The organism is Hymenobacter defluvii (assembly GCF_017589435.1).
Taxonomy (GTDB): domain Bacteria; phylum Bacteroidota; class Bacteroidia; order Cytophagales; family Hymenobacteraceae; genus Hymenobacter; species Hymenobacter profundi.
Genome location: NZ_JAGETX010000001.1, coordinates 815636 through 836042 on the forward strand (window position 1 = coordinate 815636; position 20407 = coordinate 836042).

The window sequence follows — 20407 nt, forward strand, 5'->3', positions numbered from 1 at the left end:
AGATAGTAGCCGGGCACACCAGAAGGCGGGACAAAACCTTGCTGTTTGGTGTTATGCTCCAATAGAAGGCTCCTATCTCACTTCTCCCATCTCATCTCCAACCACACAAGATGCCCAATTACAACGCGGTTACAAAATATATTACCCTGCCGGATGGTCGGCAGATTTCGATTGAAACTGGTAAACTGGCCAAATTCGCCGACGGGGCAGTTGTTGTTCGCCTCGGGGATGCCATGTTGCTAGCAACGGTGGTGTCGCAACCTTCACAGCGCGATGGGGTGGACTTCCTGCCACTGTCGGTTGACTATCAGGAAAAATTTGGCGGTGCTGGTAAAATTCCCGGCTCGTTTCAGCGCCGCGAAGGCCGCCTTTCAGATTACGAAGTATTGGTTTGCCGCCTTGTAGACCGCATTTTGCGGCCGATGTTCCCCAAGGACTATCACTACGAAGTGCAGGTGATGATTTCGCTGATTTCGGCTGATAAGGACGTGCAGCCGGATGCGCTGGCAGCTTTAGCGGCTTCGGCGGCTCTGTCAATTTCAGATATCCCATTTGCTGGACCGATTTCAGAAGTACGCGTAGCTCGTATTGATGGTAAGCTTCAGATCAACCCACTAACAGCTGACATTGCTCGTGCTGACATTGACCTCATCGTGGGCGCAACGGCCGACTCGGTGGCAATGGTAGAAGGTGAGATGGATGAAGTGAGCGAGGAAGAGATGGTGGAAGCCATTGCTTATGCGCACGAGGCCATCAAAGAGCAGGTGCGCGTGCAGCAGGAACTAGCTGTAGCGGTAGAAAAGTCGCACACCAAGCGAGAGTATCCTAAATATGATGAGAACGAAGATCTGAAAACCCGTATTACTCAGGGTATTTACGATCTGGCTTATAATGTGGCCAAGATGGGCGATGCTAGCAAAGCTGGTCGCAAAAAAGGCTTTGGGGGCGTAAAGGACCAGTTTCTACAGCAATTGGTGGCTGAGCAGCCCGAATTGGATATGAAGCAGTTTGGCCGTTACTATTCCTCCGCGGAGAAGAAAGCCATCCGTGACATGATGATCAAGGAAGGCACCCGCTTGGACGGCCGCAAGCTGACAGAAATCCGTCCGATTTGGTCGGAGGTGAACTACCTGCCTGGCGCCCACGGCTCGTCGCTGTTCACGCGTGGCGAAACCCAGTCGCTAACTACAGTAGCCCTCGGCACCAAGCTCGACGAGCAGATTATTGACTCGGCGATGCAGTCCGGCTACAGTAAGTTTATGCTGCACTACAACTTCCCAGCCTTCTCGACTGGTGAGGTGAAGCCTAACCGCGGCCCCGGCCGTCGGGAGGTAGGGCACGGCAACCTGGCCATGCGCTCCATTAAGAAGGTGCTGCCGCCCGAAGAAGAGAATCCCTACACCATCCGCATTGTGTCGGACATCCTGGAGTCGAACGGCTCGTCGTCGATGGCGACGGTATGCGCGGCTTCGCTAGCGCTGATGGATGCCGGTATCAAGATTCGCTCGGCTGTTTCGGGTATTGCCATGGGTCTTGTGCAAGATAAAGAGACCGGCGAATACGCTGTGCTTTCGGATATCTTGGGCGATGAGGACCACCTCGGTGATATGGACTTCAAAGTGACCGGTACCGAGAAGGGTATCGTGGCTTGCCAGATGGACATTAAAATTCAAGGTCTAAGCAACGAAATCCTGACCAAGGCACTGCACCAGGCGCGCGAGGGCCGTTTGCATATCCTGAGGGAAATGGCAAAGACCATCTCAGCACCGGCTGAGGAGCTGAAGCCCCATACGCCCCGTTCGCACAAAATGCTCATCGATAAAGAGTTCATCGGTGCAGTTATCGGACCTGGCGGCAAGGTTATCCAGCAGATTCAGAAGGATACCAACGCTACTGTTATTATCGAGGAGAAGGACGAAAAAGGCCACGTGAGCATTTTCGCTTCCAACCAAGAGGATATGGAAGCTGCTATTTCGCGCATCCGGGCCATTGCGGCCCAGCCTGAGGTAGGCGAAACCTACAAAGGCAAAGTGCGCAGCATTCAGCCCTATGGTGCTTTCGTGGAGATTATGCCGGGCAAAGACGGTCTGCTGCATATTTCGGAGGTAGCTCACGAGCGACTGGCTTCGCTGGAAGGCGTACTGGAAGTAGGGCAGGAGATAGACGTGAAGCTGCTGGACATCGACAAAAAGACCGGTAAGTACCGCTTGTCGCGCAAAGTATTGCTTCCGAAACCGGAGCAAGCTGCTTCGGCCAACTAAGCACAGCAGACGACGTACGAACTTTCGTGGGGGTTGGACTGTTGCTAATCAATGTCCGGCTCCCACAAAAGGAAGCTGCTATTCAACTTTTAGAAATACAATTCTTTAGCGCCTGCAATGAGACAGCTAAAAATCAGCAAGCAGATTACCAACCGCGAAAGCCAGTCGCTGGATAAATACCTCCAGGAGATTGGTAAGGTAGATCTGCTCACTCCCGACGAGGAGGTGACGCTGGCGCAACGCATCAAGGAAGGCGACCAGCAAGCGCTGGAAAAGCTGACCAAAGCTAACCTGCGCTTCGTGGTGTCGGTGGCCAAGCAATACCAAAACCAAGGTCTTTCGCTGGGTGACTTGATCAACGAGGGCAACCTCGGTTTGATTAAAGCCGCCAAGCGCTTCGATGAAACGCGCGGCTTCAAATTTATTTCTTACGCCGTATGGTGGATTCGCCAATCCATTCTACAGGCCCTGGCCGAGCAGTCGCGCATTGTGCGTTTGCCCCTGAACCGGGTAGGCTCGCTGAATAAAATCAGCAAGTCGTTCTCGGAACTGGAGCAGAAGTTCGAACGGGAGCCCTCGCCGGAGGAAATTGCCGAAGTACTGGAGCTGACGACTTCCGAGGTAGTGGACACCCTGAAAATCTCGGGTCGTCACGTGTCTGTAGATGCGCCGTTTGTGCAAGGTGAAGAGAACCGTCTGCTCGACGTGCTCGAAAACGAGGACGAAGAATCGCCAGATACGGGCCTAATGAACGACTCGTTGCGCAAGGAAGTGCAGCGTGCTCTCTCTACCCTCACCAAGCGCGAAGCCGACGTTATTACACTTTACTTTGGTTTGAACGGTGAGCATTCGCTCACGCTGGAAGAGATTGGCGAGAAATTCAACCTCACCCGCGAGCGAGTACGCCAGATCAAGGAGAAGGCTATCCGTCGTTTGCGTCACACGTCCCGCTCTAAAGCGCTGAAGCCCTACCTGGGGTAAGCGTTTTTTATTTCTACCCGAAAAACCCCAGCCCAGTTGTTGGGGTTTTTTATTGCCGTTCTACCCCTAAGGCGAAGAACTGACTAAACCTCAGTACCGGTTTTGTTGGTTTTCTTCCGTCTGGTAGACCAGTCGCAGCCGAAGTTTTTGGCTACGCTTACCTTTGTCTTTCACACTGCTTTCACCAGCACAATGACTACTACTGCTGAACACATAAAGTGTCTGATTATCGGCTCGGGGCCGGCCGGCTATACAGCGGCTATTTATGCTGCCCGCGCCAACATGCAACCCGTTATGTATCAGGGCTTGCAACCCGGTGGCCAGCTCACGATTACCAACGACGTGGAAAATTTCCCCGGCTACCCTGATGGGGTGATGGGGCCGTCGATGATGGAGGATTTGAAGAAACAGGCGGAGCGTTTCGGTACGGATATCCGCTATGGTTTGGCAACGGCGGTGGACTTTTCAAGCCATCCGCACAAAATCACCATCGACGAAAACAAAGAACTCACAGCTGATGCGGTGATTATTGCTACTGGTGCTTCGGCTAAGTGGCTGGGACTGGAGTCGGAGGCTCGTCTGAATGGCTCGGGCGTATCGGCCTGCGCTGTGTGCGACGGTTTCTTCTACCGCAATATGGAGGTGGCTATTGTGGGTGCTGGCGACACGGCGGCCGAAGAAGCTACTTACCTAGCCAATCTGGCTAGCAAGGTGTACATGATTGTACGGAAAGGCGAAATGCGTGCTTCCAAGATCATGCAGCAACGCGTGCTTGACAACCCCAAGATTGAGGTGTTGTTTGACACTGTAACGGATGAGGTGCTGGGCGAACACGCCGTGGAAGGCGTGCGCGTAAAAAACTTACTCACCCACGAGTGCCGGGATATTACAGTACAGGGTTTCTTCGTTGCTATTGGACACGAACCGAATTCTAAGATTTTTCAGCCCTACCTGCACCACGACGAACAGGGATACCTGAAAACTATTCCTGGCACTAGCAAAACCAACGTGGACGGTGTATTTGCCTGCGGCGACGTGCAGGATTTTACCTACCGTCAGGCCGTGACGGCTGCTGGCACGGGTTGCATGGCTGCCCTCGACGCTGAGCGTTACCTAGCTGCTTTGGGGCTACATTAAACGGTGAGATAGTGAAATGGTGAGATAGTGAGTTTGACAGCCTACTGCTAGGTTTTGAGCAAATAGAACGTCAGACTCGCTATCTCACCATTTCACTATCTCACTATTTTCACCATTTCATTGTTTTCTCTTGCTTCATCTGATAAAAACCTGGTTGTGGCCGGTGCTGGCAGTGTTTCTGCTTGCGTTGCCCGAACAAGGGTTGGCGCAACGTCGACGGACAACCAAACCCAAAACCAGCACTACGAGGCGGCGTGATTTTTTCCAAATCAAATCGCCTACCATTAAAAAAGTTACGCCGAAGACCAAAGTAACGGTCGAAACGGAAGACCTGCCCGACGAAAATTCGGAGGCTGCCAAATCCATTCTCTTCAACCCCGCCAAGAAGCTCTCCATCGTCAACGAGGATACCACCTCCCTGAACGAAGGAGAGCAGCAGATTGTGGAAACGTCGGAGGAAGTGTTGATTGACAGCACCTGGATTAAAGTAGCGGGCTACTACGCTATCTGGGATACGCGCAACATCAACCCCTACCGGGTGGATGGACGCCGAATTAAGGATACACTCAACCTGCAACTCACCGACGTGCCTCGGCAACGCTTTGCCCGCATGCCGCTGGAAACGACGCCCATCACCTCGGCCTTCAAGTTCCGGAATGGCCGCTGGCACTATGGGGTAGACCTGGACCTGGAAACCGGCGACTCCGTGCGCGCTGCTTTCGACGGCGTGATTCGCATTTCGAAGTGGGATGGCTCAGGCTACGGCAACTACTTGCTGGTGCGGCACTACAACGGGGTAGAAACGCTTTACGGTCACCTGAGTAAGTCGCTCCTACCTGTGGGTACCTTTGTAAAGGCCGGAGAGGTAATTGGCCTGGGTGGTAGCACAGGGCGTAGCACCGGCTCGCACTTGCACTTTGAGGTGCGTTACGAGGGCAACCCCATCGATCCATCCCGGATGTATGATTTCCCGGACTATAAGCTGTGGAGTGATAATTTCCAGATCACCTCGGCCCTGTTCAACTACTATAGCCGGGCGCTGAGTAGCCGGTCTTCGTCGAGTAGGAGCGGGAGCCGAGGTGCCTCATCGGCCCGACGTACGGTCACGCACCGCATCCGGTCGGGTGACACGGTTTCGGGAATTGCGCAGAAATATGGCGTATCGCAGGCACAGATACGTCGTTTAAATGGTAATATAGGTATCCTTCGTCCGGGCCGTACGCTGCGGATAAAATAGGCTTGGGGGCTTTGGGAATAAGGATTTAAGATTTTGGATAGACTAATCCCAGAAGCTGTATCCCGAGTACATCCTTAAAATCCCCCAGGTCCCTAGATTCTGAAAAATGAAGCTTGATATTCTGGCCATTGCGGCCCATCCGGACGACGTAGAAATGTCTTGTGCCGGCACATTGCTGGCGGCTACGGCGGTAGGAAAGAAAATTGGAGTTGTAGACCTCACGCGCGGAGAGCTAGGTACGCGCGGTACGCCTGAAACCCGGGCTGCCGAAGCCGCCGAGGCCAGCCAGATTCTGGGCCTATCGGTGCGCGAAAACCTGGGCCTACCCGACGGCTTTTTCCGCAATGATCGGGAGCATCAGCTACCCATTATAGCCGCGTTGCGCCGCCACCGGCCCGATGTGGTGCTGTGCAATGCCATCACGGACCGCCACCCCGACCACGGCCGCGCTGCTCAACTTATCACGGATGCCTGCTTTCTGGCTGGCTTGCGGATGATCGAAACATTGGACGAGGCTGGCCAGGCCCAGGCCGCGTGGCGGCCTGCACATGTATACCATTTCATTCAGGACCGGCCCATCGTGCCCGATTTTGTGGTGGACATCACCCCGCACTGGGAAAAAAAGTGGGCGTCTATCTTAGCCTATAAAACGCAATTCTTCAACCCCGACTTGGATGCGCCCAGCACCTACCTCTCGTCATTGGAGTTTAGCAAGTTTATGGAAGCCCGTGCCCGCGAGTTCGGCCACATGATAGGGGTAGAGTTTGGGGAAGGATTCACGAAGCAACGGACACTGGGAGTGCGGGAGCTAGGCGATTTAATCTAAGCTACAGGTAATTCACTTTTAGACGCAAAAAGCTCGTTAAGGAGTAGATTTTCTATTTGTTGGCTGTTGCGAGGTAGATAGACTTCCTGGCGGCATCTATGGCCGTTTTGCCCGTCTGTATTTCTTGCCAGGCCTTGTAGCAATCATAAAAGCCGCTCTCAAAGGCAATGACGCGAAAGCCCATTTGCTGGTGCAGAAATTTAACGAGCCTAGTCTTAGCCTTGAAGGTGCTGCCATCGTGATGGCTCTGCTCTCCTAACCCGACAATTGTTATGTCCTGTAAGCTTTGTTTCAAAGGGGCTAAGTCTGTGTAGTCTTCATTGCTTGGTTCTACATTACTGACTACAACTGCGTTTTCTTTGAGGCAAGCCACCCGGTCGGCAGTAGTTTGCGCATAGCCTTGCGCGAAAGAACATAGTAGTAGGAGAAGGAGCAAACGGTTTATAGCTTTCATTATATAGGGTAGATGCAACTAGCGGATACACAAAACGGCTTCAGTTTTTGCTATTCTGAAGAAGTAAGGAAGGATATGTTGCTGCTTTTATTCGGCTTTCGCAGTTCAACTGCGTGTAAGTAGCTGTAACTACTTACACAGGAGTAGCCTGACAATCCAATAGGTTGCAATCAACTTATAGCTGTTAAGCAAACAGCCAATCAATTTTAGATTACAATACTGCTGACTACCATCCTGCTTCTATGTGACATGGGGTAGGTTCTTGTGAACGCGGGATATATCCTGAATTCCGTAAAGTAGTTGCTGGCTATGACCTGTACTGCGGTCATCATTTTCCAGTACATGTGCGTCTCACCAACACTGAGCGAACCTCACTGATAATTGTCAGGTCAATAGATGATCTACGTCAGTGAAAGCGAACCGATATCCTAGAATCTTTAGGCCACTTACTCTGTAGGGCCTGTCCACTACTACCTCAAGGGAAGGACTATAGCGTATAGCGTCAGCCAGATTCAGCTGAAATAAATGTTTTGTCGGATTCACTGATGCAGTTATAATAGCCTGTAAATCAGTTGAAAAAATGCGTATTCGCTTAGCCCATATCGCCATGTGTCCTACCCTGCTTGTACTAACTGACTTTTCTGCAGGGGCCAACCGGTCGCTGAAAGTAGCCGTGAATTTTGCCCATCTGTTGGAGGCGCAACTGGTTGTACTACACGTGCATCGTGATTCACTACTCGACCCGGAGCGGTTCACAGGGAAGCTTTCTGGAGAGAGCTATGAGGCAACCATGCGGGCATTGCATAGCTTGGTGCGTCAACTACCTGTGCCAGCCTTAGCCGAGGTAGGCCAGGGTCTGCTGCCGGATGTGGTAGCCGATGCTATACGGCGCTACCACCCGCTGCTGGTGGTGCTCAGTCGTCCGGATGCAGAAAACATACCCGATGAATTGGCCACGACCACTGCCTTGCAACTATTGCGTAGCAGCAGCTTCCCCCTGCTGGTAGTGCCGCCGGCTACAACCAAAATGACAGCTCCGCGGCACGTACTGCTTGCTGCCGACGGCGGGGAGTTTGGGGTGGACGAGCACGGCGACGCTCTACGTCACGTGCTGGCGGCCCTCCACGCGCCCGTTACCCTGGTACACGTGACCGAATCGGCAACCCAGCACACGGCGGCGCAAGCCTACGAAACGGTTGCTGGCGCAGGGCTGACGCGTGATTTGCCGCGAGTTTCGACCAACCACATCTGCCACGCGAGCCCCACGCAGGGCCTTCTACAGGCCGTGGCAGCGCAGCGCGCCGACTTGCTGGTGGTGCTGGCCCGGCCGCGCAGCGTTTGGGGCGAGCTGTTTCATCGTAGCGTGACAGCGCAGCTGCTTTTGCACAGTCCCGTGCCGGTGCTAGTACTACCCGTCCAGAATACGCCGGCCCGTAAGCGCCCACCCCGGCCAACAGAAACAGATGGCTTATTGTACAGTATATAGCACGCACTGATAGCCATGCCGACCCTTGCTCATACTCTGTTTGGTAGGAGTTTAAGGGCTTTTTTCTATCCGTATCTATCTAAAAATGAGACAATATGATGTAACCGTGCAGAAGAAAGAACGAGGGAAACCCACTTTCGCAGTGCTAGTTACGTACATGGGCGAGTGGAATCACCGTTAACTATTTCGCAGCGTCACCACGCGCTCTTGCGTTTGGCCGCCGCTACAGCCGCGTTGCCGCTTCCTGAGTTGCCCGAATACCTGGTTGCAACGGCATCATCAAGTGCCAATACGCGGCATAGGCTGCCTGCAGCGCCTATTGTGCAGCTGTTGTATCGGAGTCGGGCACGACAATCCTTCTCCGAAGCAGAGCTGATTGATTTATTGGAACAAGCGCGGACCTATAATCAACAACACGGCATTACAGGCCTGCTTTTTTACCACGACGGCTACTTCGTTCAGTTTTTGGAAGGAAGTGAAGATGTTGTAGAGCCTCTTTACGCACAAATCCAAAAAGACGCACGGCACCAGCAGATCACGACCTTATACCGTGCCGTGCAGTCGCAACGGGTGTTTGCCGGGTGGGCTATGGCGTTTGCCGAGCCAGAGCCAGAGGAATTTTATTGGCTGTTAGACTATTTGCAAGCGCAACGGCACCGTTTGCTGCTACCCAAGATTCCTGTTACTGACCCAACGCTGCTGGTTCTATTGGCAGAGTGGCGAAGTGCCTACCCGACTAATTAATGGCTTGGCTATATTTAGGTATGTGGGATAGAGATGACTACGTCATCTCTATCCCACATACCGCTCAGAACTGAGCAGTATAGCGAGCAGTAATAGCTTGATTAGCTCTCCGATAGTTCTCCCTGCGCTGATCCCACCGAATCATAAATCACTACCTTCTCCCAGTAACGGGCATATTGTTCCCGGAACTTATCGTGTAGTGGGTGCTGCTGGTAGTCCGCTTCGGCCTCGGCATTCTCAAAGAAGCATAGCCAGGAATAGGTGTAGCTGCGCTCAATAACGGCACGATTGGTGGCCGCTGGGGTACCAATGTGCGCTAGTTTGACGGACGGAATCTGCTGGAGTAGATGGAGACCTTCCAGTAGTTTCGCTTTGTCAGCGTCGGTGACTGTTTCGGGCATGTAAAACAGCACGTGGTGCACAAACAGATTGTGTGGCAGTGAGGTAGTCATAAGGGTAGGGCAGAGAAACGTATTGATTTACTTGTCTACTAAATACGGCATACGTCTCCGCAGCGCGACATGAGATGAGGATGATACAGCAATAGGTACGCAGTGTGCTACCGTCCGCCTAATCGATTTTGCCGCCAGCCCGAAACTCCCGCGCTGCTTGCTTCAGTTGCTGGAGCTGCCTGCGGCTTTCGGGTTTCCAATAGCATGGCGGCTAGCACGGCTGCTACCTTGGCTGTGTCCTCATTGGGGGTAGGGGGCGTGAGGGCGTCGGAAGGGAAATGGTCGCGGATGAAGTTGGTGTCGAAATTCCCTGAAACGAAAGCGGGATGCTGCAGCACGTAGGTGCCAAATTTTAGCGTGGTTGCGATGCCGGTAATCTGGTATTCGGCAATGGCGCGCAGCATCCGCTCGATGGCCTCCTGGCGGTTGTGGCCGTAGGTGATGAGCTTGGCAATCATTGGGTCGTAGTAAATCGGGATGTCCATGCCCTGCTCAAAACCGTCGTCGACGCGCACGCCGGGGCCTTGCGGGCGCACATAGGTAGTAAGCGTGCCGATGTCAGGTAGGAAGTTGTTCTGCGGATCTTCGGCGTACACGCGCAATTCCAGGGCGTGGCCAGTGATATGCAGGTCGTCCTGCCCGAAACGCAGCTTCTCACCTCGCGCTACCTTGATTTGCTCTTTCACTAGGTCGAGGCCCGTGATTAGCTCCGTAACGGGGTGCTCTACCTGCAAGCGGGTGTTCATTTCCAGAAAGTAGAAGTTGTGCTGCTCATCGAGCAAAAACTCCACTGTGCCAGCGCCCGTGTACTGGCAGGCGCGGGCTACCTCCACGGCCGTCCTACCCATGGCGGTGCGCAGCTCGGGCGTAAGCACCGAGGACGGTGCTTCTTCAATCACCTTCTGGTGACGGCGCTGAATGGAGCATTCGCGCTCAAACAGGTGCACAATATTGCCGTGCTCATCGCCTAGTACCTGAATCTCGATGTGGCGGGGCGCGCCAATGTATTTCTCGATAAACACCGCGCCATCGCCAAAGGCTGAGGTAGCCTCCGACACGGCCAGTTGCATCTGCTCGGCAAATTCATCGGCCGAGTTCACCACGCGCATGCCCTTGCCGCCCCCGCCGGCCGAGGCTTTGATGAGGATGGGAAAGCCTACCTCCGTGGCAATCTGCCGGGCAGCGGCCACGTCCGTAATGGCTTCCTCTGTGCCCGGCACCAGCGGAATATTATAGGCCTTAGCCGCCTGCTTGGCCGAAAGCTTGTCGCCCATCATCTCCATGGCTTCCGGCGACGGCCCCACGAAAATCAACCCTGCCTCTCGCACCATGCGGGCGAAGGCGGCATTTTCACTTAGGAAACCATAGCCGGGGTGAATGGCATCGACGCCCAACTCGCGGCACACGGCCAGAATCTTGTCGCCGCGCAGGTAGCTTTCGGCGGAGGTAGGCGGGCCCACGCACACTGCCTCATCGGCGTAGCGTACGTGCAGGGCGTGGCGGTCGGCTTCGGAGTAGATAGCCACGGTTTGCAGGCCCATTTCCTTGGCTGAGCGCAGCACGCGCAGGGCAATTTCGCCGCGGTTAGCTACCAAAAGCTTCTTGATTTCTTTCATGTGGGGTGGGGTAGAGAGCAGTGAAGTAGAAGTATCTGTCATCCTGAGCTTGCGAAGGACCTTCTCACGTCAGGATAAGTCGTTGGCTGGCATAAGGTCCTTCGCAAGCTCAGGATAACAGAGGAGCGCAGTTTACACCAAAGAAACAGCTTTTCTGCCTACCCAAAAAAGCGGGTGCACCTGACGGAAATCAGTTGGACGCCACCGGGCGGGCCCCTACTTTTGCTTTTTAGTTAACTTTGTCTTCTTAGGCGTGTTCTGCACTAGCACTACCCGTCTGTATTTCCCACATTAAACCTGTTCCTTCGTGGATCTTTTCAACAAGATAGCCGCCAACCGCGGCCCGCTGGGCAGCCACTCGCACTATGCGCACGGCTATTTCACATTTCCCAAACTGGAAGGCGAAATCAAGCCCCGCATGATTTTTCGCGGTAAGGAGGTGCTCACCTGGAGCCTGAACAACTACCTGGGCCTAGCCAACCACCCCGAAGTTCGTCAGGCCGACGTGGATGGGGCCGCCCAGTACGGTATGGCTCTACCCATGGGGGCACGCATCATGAGCGGCAACTCCAACCTGCACGAGCAGCTGGAAAGCGAGCTGGCCGACTTCATCAAGAAGCCCGACGTGATGCTGCTCAATTTCGGTTACCAGGGCGTGGTGTCGATTATCGATGCCATTGTGAACCGGCACGACGCCATCGTGTACGATGCTGAGTCGCACGCCTGCATCATCGACGGTGTGCGCCTGCACCAGGGCAAGCGCTTCGTGTACCCGCACAACAACATCGAAAACCTGGAAAAACAGCTGGAGCGTGCCAAACGCTTGACCGACGAAACCGGTGGCGGCATCCTGGTAATCACCGAAGGCGTATTTGGCATGTCGGGCAACATGGGCAAGCTGCAAGAAATCATTGCCCTGAAGGAAAAATATGAGTTCCGTCTGTTCGTAGATGATGCCCACGGCTTCGGTACCATGGGCGCTACGGGCGCCGGTACAGGCGAAGAACAGGGCGTACAAGACGGCATCGACCTATATTTTTCGACGTTTGCGAAGTCTATGGCCAGCATCGGCGCCTTCGTGGGTGGCGAGGAAACGGTAATTGAATATTTGCGCTACAACATGCGGAGCCAGATTTTTGCCAAATCGCTCCCTATGCCGCTAGTTGTAGGCGCGCTGAAGCGCCTGGAGCTGCTGCGTACCAAGCCCGAGCTGAAAGATAACCTCTGGACCGTGGTACGCGCTCTGCAAACCGGCTTGCGCGAAAAAGGCTTCAACCTGGGTACAACCCAGTCGCCAGTAACGCCCGTGTTCCTGAACGGTGAAATATCCGATGCAACGCAGATAACCTTCGATCTACGAGAGAATTACGGTATTTTCTGCTCTATTGTGGTGTATCCGGTGGTGCCCAAAGGTGTGATCATGCTACGCCTGATTCCGACGGCCATGCACACGTTGGCCGATGTAGACGAAACCATTCGTGCATTTGAAGCCATGGCTGAAAAGCTGGATAAAGGCCTTTATTCGAAATCGCAAGTTCCGGCCGAATAGCCTCTGCTACGGTTGTGCTAAGGCAGTTAGGCCCTCGAATCAGCTGATTTGAGGGCCTAATTTTTTGCATTAATCTAATGTGTGTGATGGCGGCGAATGCTGTAAATAAGAAGGGAAATTAGAAGAAAAAGCCCTTGTGAGGCGCCAAAGGGCCTTTTGAAAAAAAAGTGAGGTGTTGCTTGTATTTGAAATCCCTGTATATTAGGGCCGTTCAATCAATATATTCCACACCCCTAAAACCTCTCTCAAATGAGCAATTTCAGCAAATTGAAGGACCTGGTGATGTCTCTGGAAGGCGACTTCGAAAAGTTCTACGACAAGCAAAACTCGGCCGCTGGTACTCGCGTGCGCAAAGGCATGCAGGAGCTGAAGAACCTGGCCCAGGAAATCCGCACAGAAGTGCAGAACGCCAAAAACTCGGCTACGGAAACCAAAGCTGCTCCTGCTCCCGCCGCTAAGAAAGCCGCTCCAGCCAAGAAAAAGTAATCACGGATTAGGACGAATTTTTTGGATTCGTCAGATTTTGTGGACCATTAACAAAAGAGCCCGGCTTTTCAGCCGGGCTCTTTTGCATTGAGATGGATATGAATTAGAAATGAGCCGTGCTACCCTGTGGCATATCAGCTACACCGTTCGTACAATCGTCCACAAAATCCGATGAATCCGAAAAATTCGTCCTAATCCGTGATCTTAAGGAGGTAGTAGTTCTTCTTGCCTTTCTGGGCTACCAGGTATTTATCCAGTAGCAGCGGTACATCGGCGGCGGGCTGCTCGGGGGCGCCTACCTTCTGGCGGTTCAGGCTCACGCCACCCTGCTGAATCATCTTGCGGGCCTCGCCCTTGGAAGGGAATACCTGCGCGTTGGTAGCCACGCTCAGTAAGTCGGTGGCCGTGAGGGTAGGGAGTTGGGCGCGCTCTACCTCCAGGTGGGGTACACCGGCAAATACGTCGAGTAGGGTAGGCTCGTCGAGGGAGTGTAGGTCGCCACCGCCAAATAGGACTTGCGAGGCCGCCAGGGCTGCTTCGTAGGCCGCTTCGGAATGCACCCGGATGGTCACGGCTTTGGCCAGAGCTTTTTGCAAGGTCCGCAGGTGCGGGGCTTGGGCGTGCTCGGCTTCCAAGGCTTCAATTTCTTCCTGGCTCAGCAGCGTAAACACGCGGATGAGACGCGGCGCGTCGGCATCGGCGGAGTTTAGGAAGAACTGGTAGAACTGGTAGGGCGAGGTCATGGTGGGGTCGAGCCACACCGTGCCGGTTTCGCTCTTGCCGTACTTGGTGCCATCGGCCTTGGTGATGAGCTGGCCGGTGAGGGCAAATGCCTTGCCTTCACCATTGGTAAGGCGCCGGATCAGCTCGGTGCCCGTCGTGATGTTACCCCACTGGTCCGAAGCGCCCATTTGCAGGGTAGTGCCCAGGGTGTCGTAGAGGTGGAAGAAGTCGTAGCCTTGCAGCAGCTGGTAGCTGAACTCAGTGTAGCTCAGGCCTTCGGCCCCACTTTCCTCATTGCCGCTGATACGGCGCTTCACCGAATCCTTGGCCATCATGTAGTTCACCGTGAGGTGCTTGCCCACGTCGCGCAGGAATTGTAGGAAGCCAATTTCCTTGAACCAGTCGTAGTTATTCACCACGCGGGCACCAGTAGGGCCTTCCGAAAAGTCGAGGAACTTCTCTAGCTGCGCTTGGATGCCGGCTTGGTTGGCGCGTAGGGTCGTCTCATCCAACAGATTACGCTCGGCTGATTTGCCCGAAGGGTCGCCAATCATGCCAGTGGCGCCGCCCACCAAAGCCACGGGGCGGTGGCCGGCGCGCTGCAAGTGCACCAGTAGCATAATAGTAGCCAGGTTGCCAATGTGCAACGACGGCGCCGTAGGGTCGAATCCAATGTAGCCCGTCACGGGCTGGCCGGTGCTCAGGTGCTCCTCGGTGCCGGGCATCATATCATGAAACATGCCGCGCCAGCGTAGTTCTTCTATTAAATTCAAGAGTGAAGCTATGAAGTTGTGAAGTTGTGAAGCGCAAACGCTCCGCAACGAATAGCGCAAAGGTAGAAAGCACAATGGTACCTTTGCTAGTGCATCGTCTGCTGGTGCTGTATTGGCGCGTTTTCGTGCGCCACCGCTGCACCACTTCACCTTTCACAATTTCACCCTTGACTTTCTCCGCCGACGAACTTCTTGCGCAGCTGCGCCAGCGGCAGTTTCAGCCCGTGTACGTGTTGCAGGGCGAGGAGCCGTACTACATCGACCACGTAGCCGATATCATCGAGCAGACCGCCTTGGCCGAGCACGAGCGAGGGTTCAACCAAGTGATACTGTATGGGAAGGATACCGATGTGGCGGGCATTCTGAACCAAGCACGGCGCTTCCCCATGATGGCTGAGCGCTCGGTTATCATCGTAAAAGAAGCGCAGGCCGTAGCCGATCTGGAAAGTGAAAAGGCGTGGCCGTTTCTGGAAGCCTACCTCAAAAATCCGTTGGCCAGCACGGTGCTGGTGCTCTGCTACAAGCATAAAACCCTCGATTCGCGCAAGAAGCTGGGCAAACTGCTGGCCGCCAAAGACACCCGGGCGGCTATGCTCACCAGCAACCGCCTCTACGACAACCAGGTGCCCGCCTGGCTCACGGCCTACGTGCGCAGCAAGGGGCAGCAAATTGCGCCCCAGGCCACGGCTATGCTAGCCGAGTACATCGGCACCGACCTGAGCCGGCTGATCAACGAGGTAGATAAGATGATGCTGAACTTACCCGCCGGCCAGCCTATCGACGAGGACCTAGTGCAGAAGATGGTGGGTATCAGCAAGGAATACAACATCTTCGAGCTGCAAAGCGCCCTTATCCGGCGCGACGTGCTGAAGGCCAACCGCATCCTACTCTATTTCGAGGCCAACCCCAAAGCCAGTCCGCTGATTCCCAACCTCACGCTGCTGTTCAACTACTTCTCGCGCCTGCTGGCCTTGCACCAGCTGCCTAACCCCACCGATGCCGACTGGACCCGCCTGGGCCTGAAAAGCACCTTTGCCCGTAAGGACTACCAAACTGGCCTCAAGGTGTTCACGCCCGATCGTACCCGCGCCATCATCCACCTCATCCGCCGCGCCGACGGCCAGAGCAAAGGCATTGACTCGGGCTCGATGAGCGACGGCGAAATCCTGCGCGAACTGGTGTGGCTGATTCTACACCCCGTGCCCTTGCAGGCGGTGGTAGGGTAGGAGCCGTAACCTGTTATTCCGAGCGCAACGAGGAATCTGGGTTCAGTAGCTGGCTTAGGCTAACACGATCAACTAGAATCTATAAATCGCTCATTTCTTTGATATGCAACGCGTTGTCTAGCTCGTAGACGCGAGCGCCGCCGGTCGGGATTTCCAGCCCCTTCACGTGCTCAGCCGAAAAGTGCTCCAGGTACATGCGGAGCGCCCGAAGTGAGTTGCCGTGCGCTACCACCAGCACGTGCTGGCCTTGTTGCAGCGACGGCGCAATGGCCTGCTCATAGTAGGCTACTACCCGGTCCTGGGTCTGGTGCAGGCTCTCGCCGTCAGGCGGGGCCACGTCGTAGCTGCGGCGCCACTGATCTACCTGCTCCTCGCCATACTTCTGCACGGTGTCGGCTTTGTTGAGGCCTTGTAGATTACCGTAGTAGCGCTCATTCAGGGCCGCGTTGTAGTGGGTAGGGATATCGGCCTGGCCCAGCTGGCGCAGCATAATATCGAGGGTGCGCCGGGCGCGAAGCATATCGGAACAAAACGCGGTATCGAAGTGGAAGCCACGCAGCTTGGTAGCGGTTTCCTGGGCTTCCTGTTCGCCTTTGGGCGTCAGGGCTACATCGAGGCTGCCCGTGAAGACGTTTTGCAGGTTGGAAACGGACTGGCCGTGGCGTACAAGCACGAGTAAGGACATCAGGAGGAAGTTGGGTGATGACGGCCGGAACCGCCGAACTATAGCAGCTAAGGTGCTATCGTCTCCGTGAACAGCGCGTGAAGTGTTTGGCGGGGAGACTTTGCAAATCTGCGTAATACCTACCTGACCGTCATTCCGAGCTTGTCGAGGAATTTTGCGTGTTAGTAATTCTTATCTCCCATTAGCACGTGAGAGTCCTCTACAAGCTCGGAATGACGGTCGGGTAGGCCCAACAAAACAAGGGTAGGAAACTATGGGAAATATTTCCACGTTACTAAGAAATATTTCCCATCTTCGGGAATTATTTCTCTCCGCGCCATGACTGCTACCGCCGCCCGTTCATCCAATCAGAAGCCCCGCACTACGAAGTGGGCCGCCTGGAAACTTACCAGTCAGGATTCCTTCGCCCTGGTGATGACGGCCCGGAAGGGAATTCCAGCCGCTACGGTTTTTGAAGTGGCTGAGGCCTACCATTGGGCCGCCAGTCAGCTCGAAGCGGTGTATGATTTGTCGACCAAAACGCTACGCAATTACTCCCAAGAAAACAAACCGCTGAGCGCCACGGCCAGCGAGAAAACCCTGAAAATCATTGCGCTCTACCAGCTTGGGGTAGAGGTGTTCGGCGAAGCGGCGGCTTTTCTACGCTGGCTCGATAAGCCTGCCCATGGCCTCGACCAGGAGGTACCCCTGCGCCTGCTCGAAACCAGCGGCGGTATCGATCTGGTGGAGGAGGAGCTGACGCGCATTGCTTACGGCGACCTGAGCTAAGCTGTGCGCGTCTACCGCATCTGCCTCACCAAGTACGCCGACGACCTGTTTGCCTCCGGCCGTCGGGCGCGTTGGAACTACCAAGACCGTTTTGTTATCTACACCGCTGCCAGTCGGGCCCTAGCTTGCCTCGAAAACGTAGTGCATCGCGGCGGCGAAGGCCTCAACGACCAGTTCAGCGTGCTTGTAATTGATATTCCCGATGATTTGCTGATCGAGGAAATCATCCTGACCCAACTGCCCCCCGACTGGGAGCAGGCCAGCCGCTACGCCGTGTGCCAGCCATTGGGCGAGGCGTGGTACGTGGCTCGCCGTGCGGCCGTGCTACGCGTGCCTTCGTCCATTGTACCGCAGGAGTTCAACTATATCCTCAATGCCCGTCACCCGGAGTTCCGTCGGGTACAGATAGTAGGGCGTGAGGGGTTTCGGTTTGATGCGCGAATAAAGGCCGCCGAGAACAGTTGATTTTTTGGAAATAGTACCTTACTCAGCCGCGAAAGCGACCAGCAATTCCTGTAGATCGGGGTCGGCGGGGGCCAGGCGGTCGGTGTGCTGCGGGTTGATATAGCCCAGCAGGTTGGCAAAGTCAGTGGGAGCGGCGGTGCGGAATCCCATGGTCCACTGCGCAAATAACCGCTTTCTGATGGGGCCGTCCGCCAGCTTTATGATGCTGGTATGACGAGCATCACGCAGAATACGGGCAAAGACTGTACGTATGTTGGGTTCAGGGCCTTCCAGCAACTGGATGATGTTGCCCTGGCTGTAGAGGAGAATTCCGGTTATGTCGTGGGCTGCGTTGAATGCCCGCGACTGCGTAAGCAGCTGCGTAAGCTCGGCATCGCCCATAGGGGCCGTAGCCCGACTCTGATACATGAGGTGGTGCAGAGGGGCCTCGGTGCCGGTGGCGGCGGTGCGCTGGGTAGGCCCGCTGGCAGCCCGCCGCAGGCGCAGGATACGCTCTATCGTGCTTGTATCTAGTGGCTTGCTGAAGAAGCCGGCTACGTTTTGGTAGCAAGCTGCTTTGGCCCGATCTTCCGGATTGATGGAGGAGGTCAGTACCATAATGCAGACTGGCTCGCCCATGGTCAGGTGATTGCACGCATCCAGAAACTCCCAACCATCCATCAGCGGCATATTCAAATCCAGCAGGATAAGGCTGGGAAGGTGAGATGCACCCGCTTGGCGCGCAAGGGTCAAACGCTCTAGCGCCTGCTGACCGTTGGCATAAAGCTGCACCCGGCTTCCGACCAGGGCCTTCTCTAGAAGTATTCGGGTGATAGTGGCGGTGGTGCTATCGTCCTCGATTACGTAGATTAAGCCGGCGTTGGGGGTAGAATTATTCATAAAATACTACTTATGCTGCAAAATTATACGGCTGGAATCACAAGCTAAAATTCAACTATATTATTCCCATAATCAAGCTGAAGCGTAGGGATAATATGAAATGCGATAGAAAAATACAATTTCATCGATAATAAAAAAATACAAGAAGCAAATGTGTATAGACCTATTCTGCCGCTGGTAGCCATATGCCGTGAAACCCCAAAGGAATATGATGTGGCAGCCGCAAGCGGGCTACAGTAGCCAGGGTAGCAGCATCGGCCACCAGCAACTCCGTACGGTTGCTGATAGCATCAAAACGTAGGTAGAGTACGTGGCCCTCGTCTTCGAGCGGCGATGCGTAGCCGGGCATTGCCGACCGGGGCACTACCACCGGCTCGCTGCACAGCGCGCCCGGCTGGTAGGCGTAGCGGACTTCACCAGTTTGCACATCAAGCTTGATCAGGTGGTCGAGTAGGGGAGTCGAGTGATGCGGGGGGCGGCCAATGGTCCAGGTGTAGCGGTAAGGCTGGCCCAGCCGGTCGGGGTTGATTTCGGGTAGCTCGCCTTCGTGGTCCGATAGCGGCTGACGCGTCACGGTGCCGCGCGTGAGGTCGAGGCGGAAACGGACGAATTGGGCCTGCAACTGGTCATCGGGTAGGTAGCCAGTCAAGTAGGCCTTGATGCTCAACGTATCGGGGTAGTCCTCGAGGAGCAATGCGTCGGCCACCAGCGTACCATCCGCATCCTGGTAGCCATTCACAAAGTGAAACACAAAGCCGAAGTCCGTAGCTAAGTGGTGCACTTGGCCATCGGGGGCTACTACCACTACCTGCGTGGGTTGGTCGCGGCCCACGCGGATGGAGGCTGCCGGCGAGGCCAGGCCCGTAAGCGCCCGCAGCACATCAAAGGCCACCGGCGTCAGGAAGAAAATCTGGTGGCCGCTCTGCGTCAGCACAAAATCATGGGCAAAGGTAGCGGCAGGCATAGGCAGCACGTGCGCTATGCGGGCCTGACCGGCTGGGCTTACCTCGTACAGCACCAACCGATGCTGCCGGCCGGCTACCGTGCCAAAATTGTGCAGCACGCCGGTGGTAGGGTGCACCTTGGGGTGGGCCGAAAAGGGCAGCTCAGGCGTAATCCGCCGGTCGAGCCAGGAAAAGGGGTTGCGCAGCACGCCCTCGTAGTCGAAGCGGCCCAACGTATCCAAAGTGTCGGGGTCGAGGCGGTGGGGGAGGCCGCCCTCCCAAAGCGCCAGTAGCTGGCCGCCGTGCGCTACCAAGCTGGTATTGGCGGTGTTCTTGAATTGCGTTTTGCCGAAGTTGGCCCGCAAGCCACCGGGCAGGTTGGTGCCGAAGCTACGGTAGAGCATGCGCCCAGCTTTTTCTTCGGCCACCAACTCGGCGGTTTGCACGTGGCGGTTGCGGTAGCGCACGCGCTGCCCGTCAAAATGAAAGCGCGCCACCATGCCATCACCGTCAAACAAATGCTCGTAGGGCACGCCGTGGTGCTCGAAGCGGCCGTTACCGTTGCGCAGCAGGGTGCCTACCAGTTCCGGGGGTAGGGCACCTTCTACCAACTCCAGCTCTACATCGTCGTATTCGGCGGCGGCCTGGCGGTTGGCCGCCAGGTAATCACCTAAAACAGGGTAGTGACGAACCGACATAGCGAGTGAGGAAGAGG

At 55.2% G+C, this 20407-nt stretch carries 18 protein-coding genes and 1 pseudogene; 12 read left to right on the plus strand and 7 right to left on the minus strand.

What is annotated here, in order from left to right:
* The first annotated feature begins 110 nt into the window (after positions 1 to 110).
* The 5 genes from pnp (at position 111) to bshB1 (ending at position 6442) form a co-directional block, all read left to right on the plus strand.
* Positions 111 to 2261 (plus strand): polyribonucleotide nucleotidyltransferase, encoded by a 2151-nt coding sequence (gene pnp, locus J4D97_RS03295; RefSeq protein ID WP_208306334.1) that lies wholly within the window; start codon positions 111 to 113, stop codon positions 2259 to 2261.
* Positions 2262 to 2378: 117 nt separating this feature from the next.
* Entirely contained in the window at positions 2379 to 3242 is an 864-nt protein-coding gene (locus J4D97_RS03300) for a sigma-70 family RNA polymerase sigma factor (RefSeq protein WP_022823752.1), read from the plus strand.
* Between the two features lie 192 nt (positions 3243 to 3434).
* A complete protein-coding gene (trxB, locus tag J4D97_RS03305) occupies positions 3435 to 4379 on the plus strand; it encodes a thioredoxin-disulfide reductase (RefSeq protein ID WP_208306335.1) in 945 nt (314 codons plus the stop codon).
* Between the two features lie 130 nt (positions 4380 to 4509).
* Complete coding sequence (locus J4D97_RS23710) at positions 4510 to 5616, plus strand: M23 family metallopeptidase (RefSeq protein ID WP_279592404.1); 1107 nt, start codon at positions 4510 to 4512, stop codon at positions 5614 to 5616.
* A 106-nt stretch (positions 5617 to 5722) separates the two neighbouring features.
* Positions 5723 to 6442: a bacillithiol biosynthesis deacetylase BshB1 gene (bshB1, locus tag J4D97_RS03315; protein WP_208306336.1), complete on the plus strand. Its 720-nt coding sequence runs from the start codon at positions 5723 to 5725 to the stop codon at positions 6440 to 6442.
* A gap of 52 nt (positions 6443 to 6494) precedes the next feature.
* On the opposite strand, the gene J4D97_RS03320 is transcribed toward bshB1, so the two are convergent.
* Positions 6495 to 6896, minus strand: coding sequence for a hypothetical protein (locus tag J4D97_RS03320; RefSeq protein ID WP_208306337.1), 402 nt, complete (start codon positions 6894 to 6896; stop codon positions 6495 to 6497).
* A gap of 607 nt (positions 6897 to 7503) precedes the next feature.
* Here J4D97_RS03320 and J4D97_RS03325 point away from each other — a divergent pair.
* Together J4D97_RS03325 and J4D97_RS03330 are read left to right on the plus strand one after the other, a co-directional pair.
* Entirely contained in the window at positions 7504 to 8382 is an 879-nt protein-coding gene (locus J4D97_RS03325) for a universal stress protein (protein WP_208306338.1), read from the plus strand.
* A gap of 213 nt (positions 8383 to 8595) precedes the next feature.
* Entirely contained in the window at positions 8596 to 9126 is a 531-nt protein-coding gene (locus J4D97_RS03330; RefSeq protein ID WP_208306339.1) for a BLUF domain-containing protein, read from the plus strand.
* Between the two features lie 101 nt (positions 9127 to 9227).
* Here the strand turns inward: J4D97_RS03330 and J4D97_RS03335 are convergent, their stop codons facing one another.
* Together J4D97_RS03335 and accC are read right to left on the minus strand one after the other, a co-directional pair.
* Positions 9228 to 9578, minus strand: coding sequence for a Dabb family protein (locus J4D97_RS03335; protein WP_208306340.1), 351 nt, complete (start codon positions 9576 to 9578; stop codon positions 9228 to 9230).
* Between the two features lie 107 nt (positions 9579 to 9685).
* Positions 9686 to 11194 carry an acetyl-CoA carboxylase biotin carboxylase subunit gene (accC, locus tag J4D97_RS03340; protein ID WP_208306341.1) on the minus strand — a complete coding sequence of 503 codons (1509 nt, stop codon included), beginning with the start codon at positions 11192 to 11194 and terminating at the stop codon, positions 9686 to 9688.
* Positions 11195 to 11501: 307 nt separating this feature from the next.
* Between accC and J4D97_RS03345 the strand changes: the two genes are divergently transcribed.
* Together J4D97_RS03345 and J4D97_RS03350 are read left to right on the plus strand one after the other, a co-directional pair.
* On the plus strand, positions 11502 to 12743 hold the full coding sequence (locus J4D97_RS03345; RefSeq protein WP_208306342.1) for an aminotransferase class I/II-fold pyridoxal phosphate-dependent enzyme: 1242 nt from the start codon (positions 11502 to 11504) through the stop codon (positions 12741 to 12743).
* Positions 12744 to 12992: 249 nt separating this feature from the next.
* Positions 12993 to 13166 (plus strand): annotated as a pseudogene (locus J4D97_RS03350) (histone H1); the annotation flags it as partial.
* Positions 13167 to 13420: 254 nt separating this feature from the next.
* Here the strand turns inward: J4D97_RS03350 and tyrS are convergent.
* Entirely contained in the window at positions 13421 to 14725 is a 1305-nt protein-coding gene (tyrS, locus tag J4D97_RS03355) for a tyrosine--tRNA ligase (protein WP_208306343.1), read from the minus strand.
* A gap of 167 nt (positions 14726 to 14892) precedes the next feature.
* Between tyrS and holA the strand changes: the two genes are divergently transcribed.
* Positions 14893 to 15951 carry a DNA polymerase III subunit delta gene (gene holA, locus J4D97_RS03360; protein ID WP_243900101.1) on the plus strand — a complete coding sequence of 353 codons (1059 nt, stop codon included), beginning with the start codon at positions 14893 to 14895 and terminating at the stop codon, positions 15949 to 15951.
* A gap of 79 nt (positions 15952 to 16030) precedes the next feature.
* Here the strand turns inward: holA and J4D97_RS03365 are convergent, their stop codons facing one another.
* A complete protein-coding gene (locus tag J4D97_RS03365; protein ID WP_208306345.1) occupies positions 16031 to 16636 on the minus strand; it encodes a 2,3-bisphosphoglycerate-dependent phosphoglycerate mutase in 606 nt (201 codons plus the stop codon).
* 318 nt (positions 16637 to 16954) lie between these two features.
* Here J4D97_RS03365 and parS point away from each other — a divergent pair, with 318 nt between their 5' ends.
* A complete protein-coding gene (gene parS / locus J4D97_RS03370; protein WP_208306346.1) occupies positions 16955 to 17404 on the plus strand; it encodes a type II RES/Xre toxin-antitoxin system antitoxin in 450 nt (149 codons plus the stop codon).
* Positions 17405 to 17407: 3 nt separating this feature from the next.
* Entirely contained in the window at positions 17408 to 17869 is a 462-nt protein-coding gene (locus J4D97_RS03375) for an RES family NAD+ phosphorylase (protein ID WP_208306347.1), read from the plus strand.
* Between the two features lie 18 nt (positions 17870 to 17887).
* Here the strand turns inward: J4D97_RS03375 and J4D97_RS03380 are convergent, their stop codons facing one another.
* A complete protein-coding gene (locus tag J4D97_RS03380) occupies positions 17888 to 18748 on the minus strand; it encodes a BLUF domain-containing protein (protein WP_208306348.1) in 861 nt (286 codons plus the stop codon).
* Positions 18749 to 18911: 163 nt separating this feature from the next.
* Positions 18912 to 20390, minus strand: coding sequence for a carotenoid oxygenase family protein (locus tag J4D97_RS03385; RefSeq protein WP_208306349.1), 1479 nt, complete (start codon positions 20388 to 20390; stop codon positions 18912 to 18914).
* Positions 20391 to 20407 lie beyond the last annotated feature (17 nt).

Bases quoted from the DNA above. Each gene is read 5' to 3' on its own strand.
- pnp (WP_208306334.1), top strand. From the start codon at position 111: ATGCCCAATTACAACGCGGTTACAAAATATATTACCCTGCCGGATGGT.
- J4D97_RS03300 (WP_022823752.1), top strand. From the start codon at position 2,379: ATGAGACAGCTAAAAATCAGCAAGCAGATTACCAACCGCGAAAGCCAG.
- trxB (WP_208306335.1), top strand. From the start codon at position 3,435: ATGACTACTACTGCTGAACACATAAAGTGTCTGATTATCGGCTCGGGG.
- bshB1 (WP_208306336.1), top strand. From the start codon at position 5,723: ATGAAGCTTGATATTCTGGCCATTGCGGCCCATCCGGACGACGTAGAA.
- J4D97_RS03320 (WP_208306337.1), bottom strand. From the start codon at position 6,896: ATGAAAGCTATAAACCGTTTGCTCCTTCTCCTACTACTATGTTCTTTC.
- J4D97_RS03325 (WP_208306338.1), top strand. From the start codon at position 7,504: ATGTGTCCTACCCTGCTTGTACTAACTGACTTTTCTGCAGGGGCCAAC.
- J4D97_RS03335 (WP_208306340.1), bottom strand. From the start codon at position 9,578: ATGACTACCTCACTGCCACACAATCTGTTTGTGCACCACGTGCTGTTT.
- accC (WP_208306341.1), bottom strand. From the start codon at position 11,194: ATGAAAGAAATCAAGAAGCTTTTGGTAGCTAACCGCGGCGAAATTGCC.
- J4D97_RS03365 (WP_208306345.1), bottom strand. From the start codon at position 16,636: ATGTCCTTACTCGTGCTTGTACGCCACGGCCAGTCCGTTTCCAACCTG.
- parS (WP_208306346.1), top strand. From the start codon at position 16,955: ATGACTGCTACCGCCGCCCGTTCATCCAATCAGAAGCCCCGCACTACG.
- J4D97_RS03380 (WP_208306348.1), bottom strand. From the start codon at position 18,748: ATGAATAATTCTACCCCCAACGCCGGCTTAATCTACGTAATCGAGGAC.
- J4D97_RS03385 (WP_208306349.1), bottom strand. From the start codon at position 20,390: ATGTCGGTTCGTCACTACCCTGTTTTAGGTGATTACCTGGCGGCCAAC.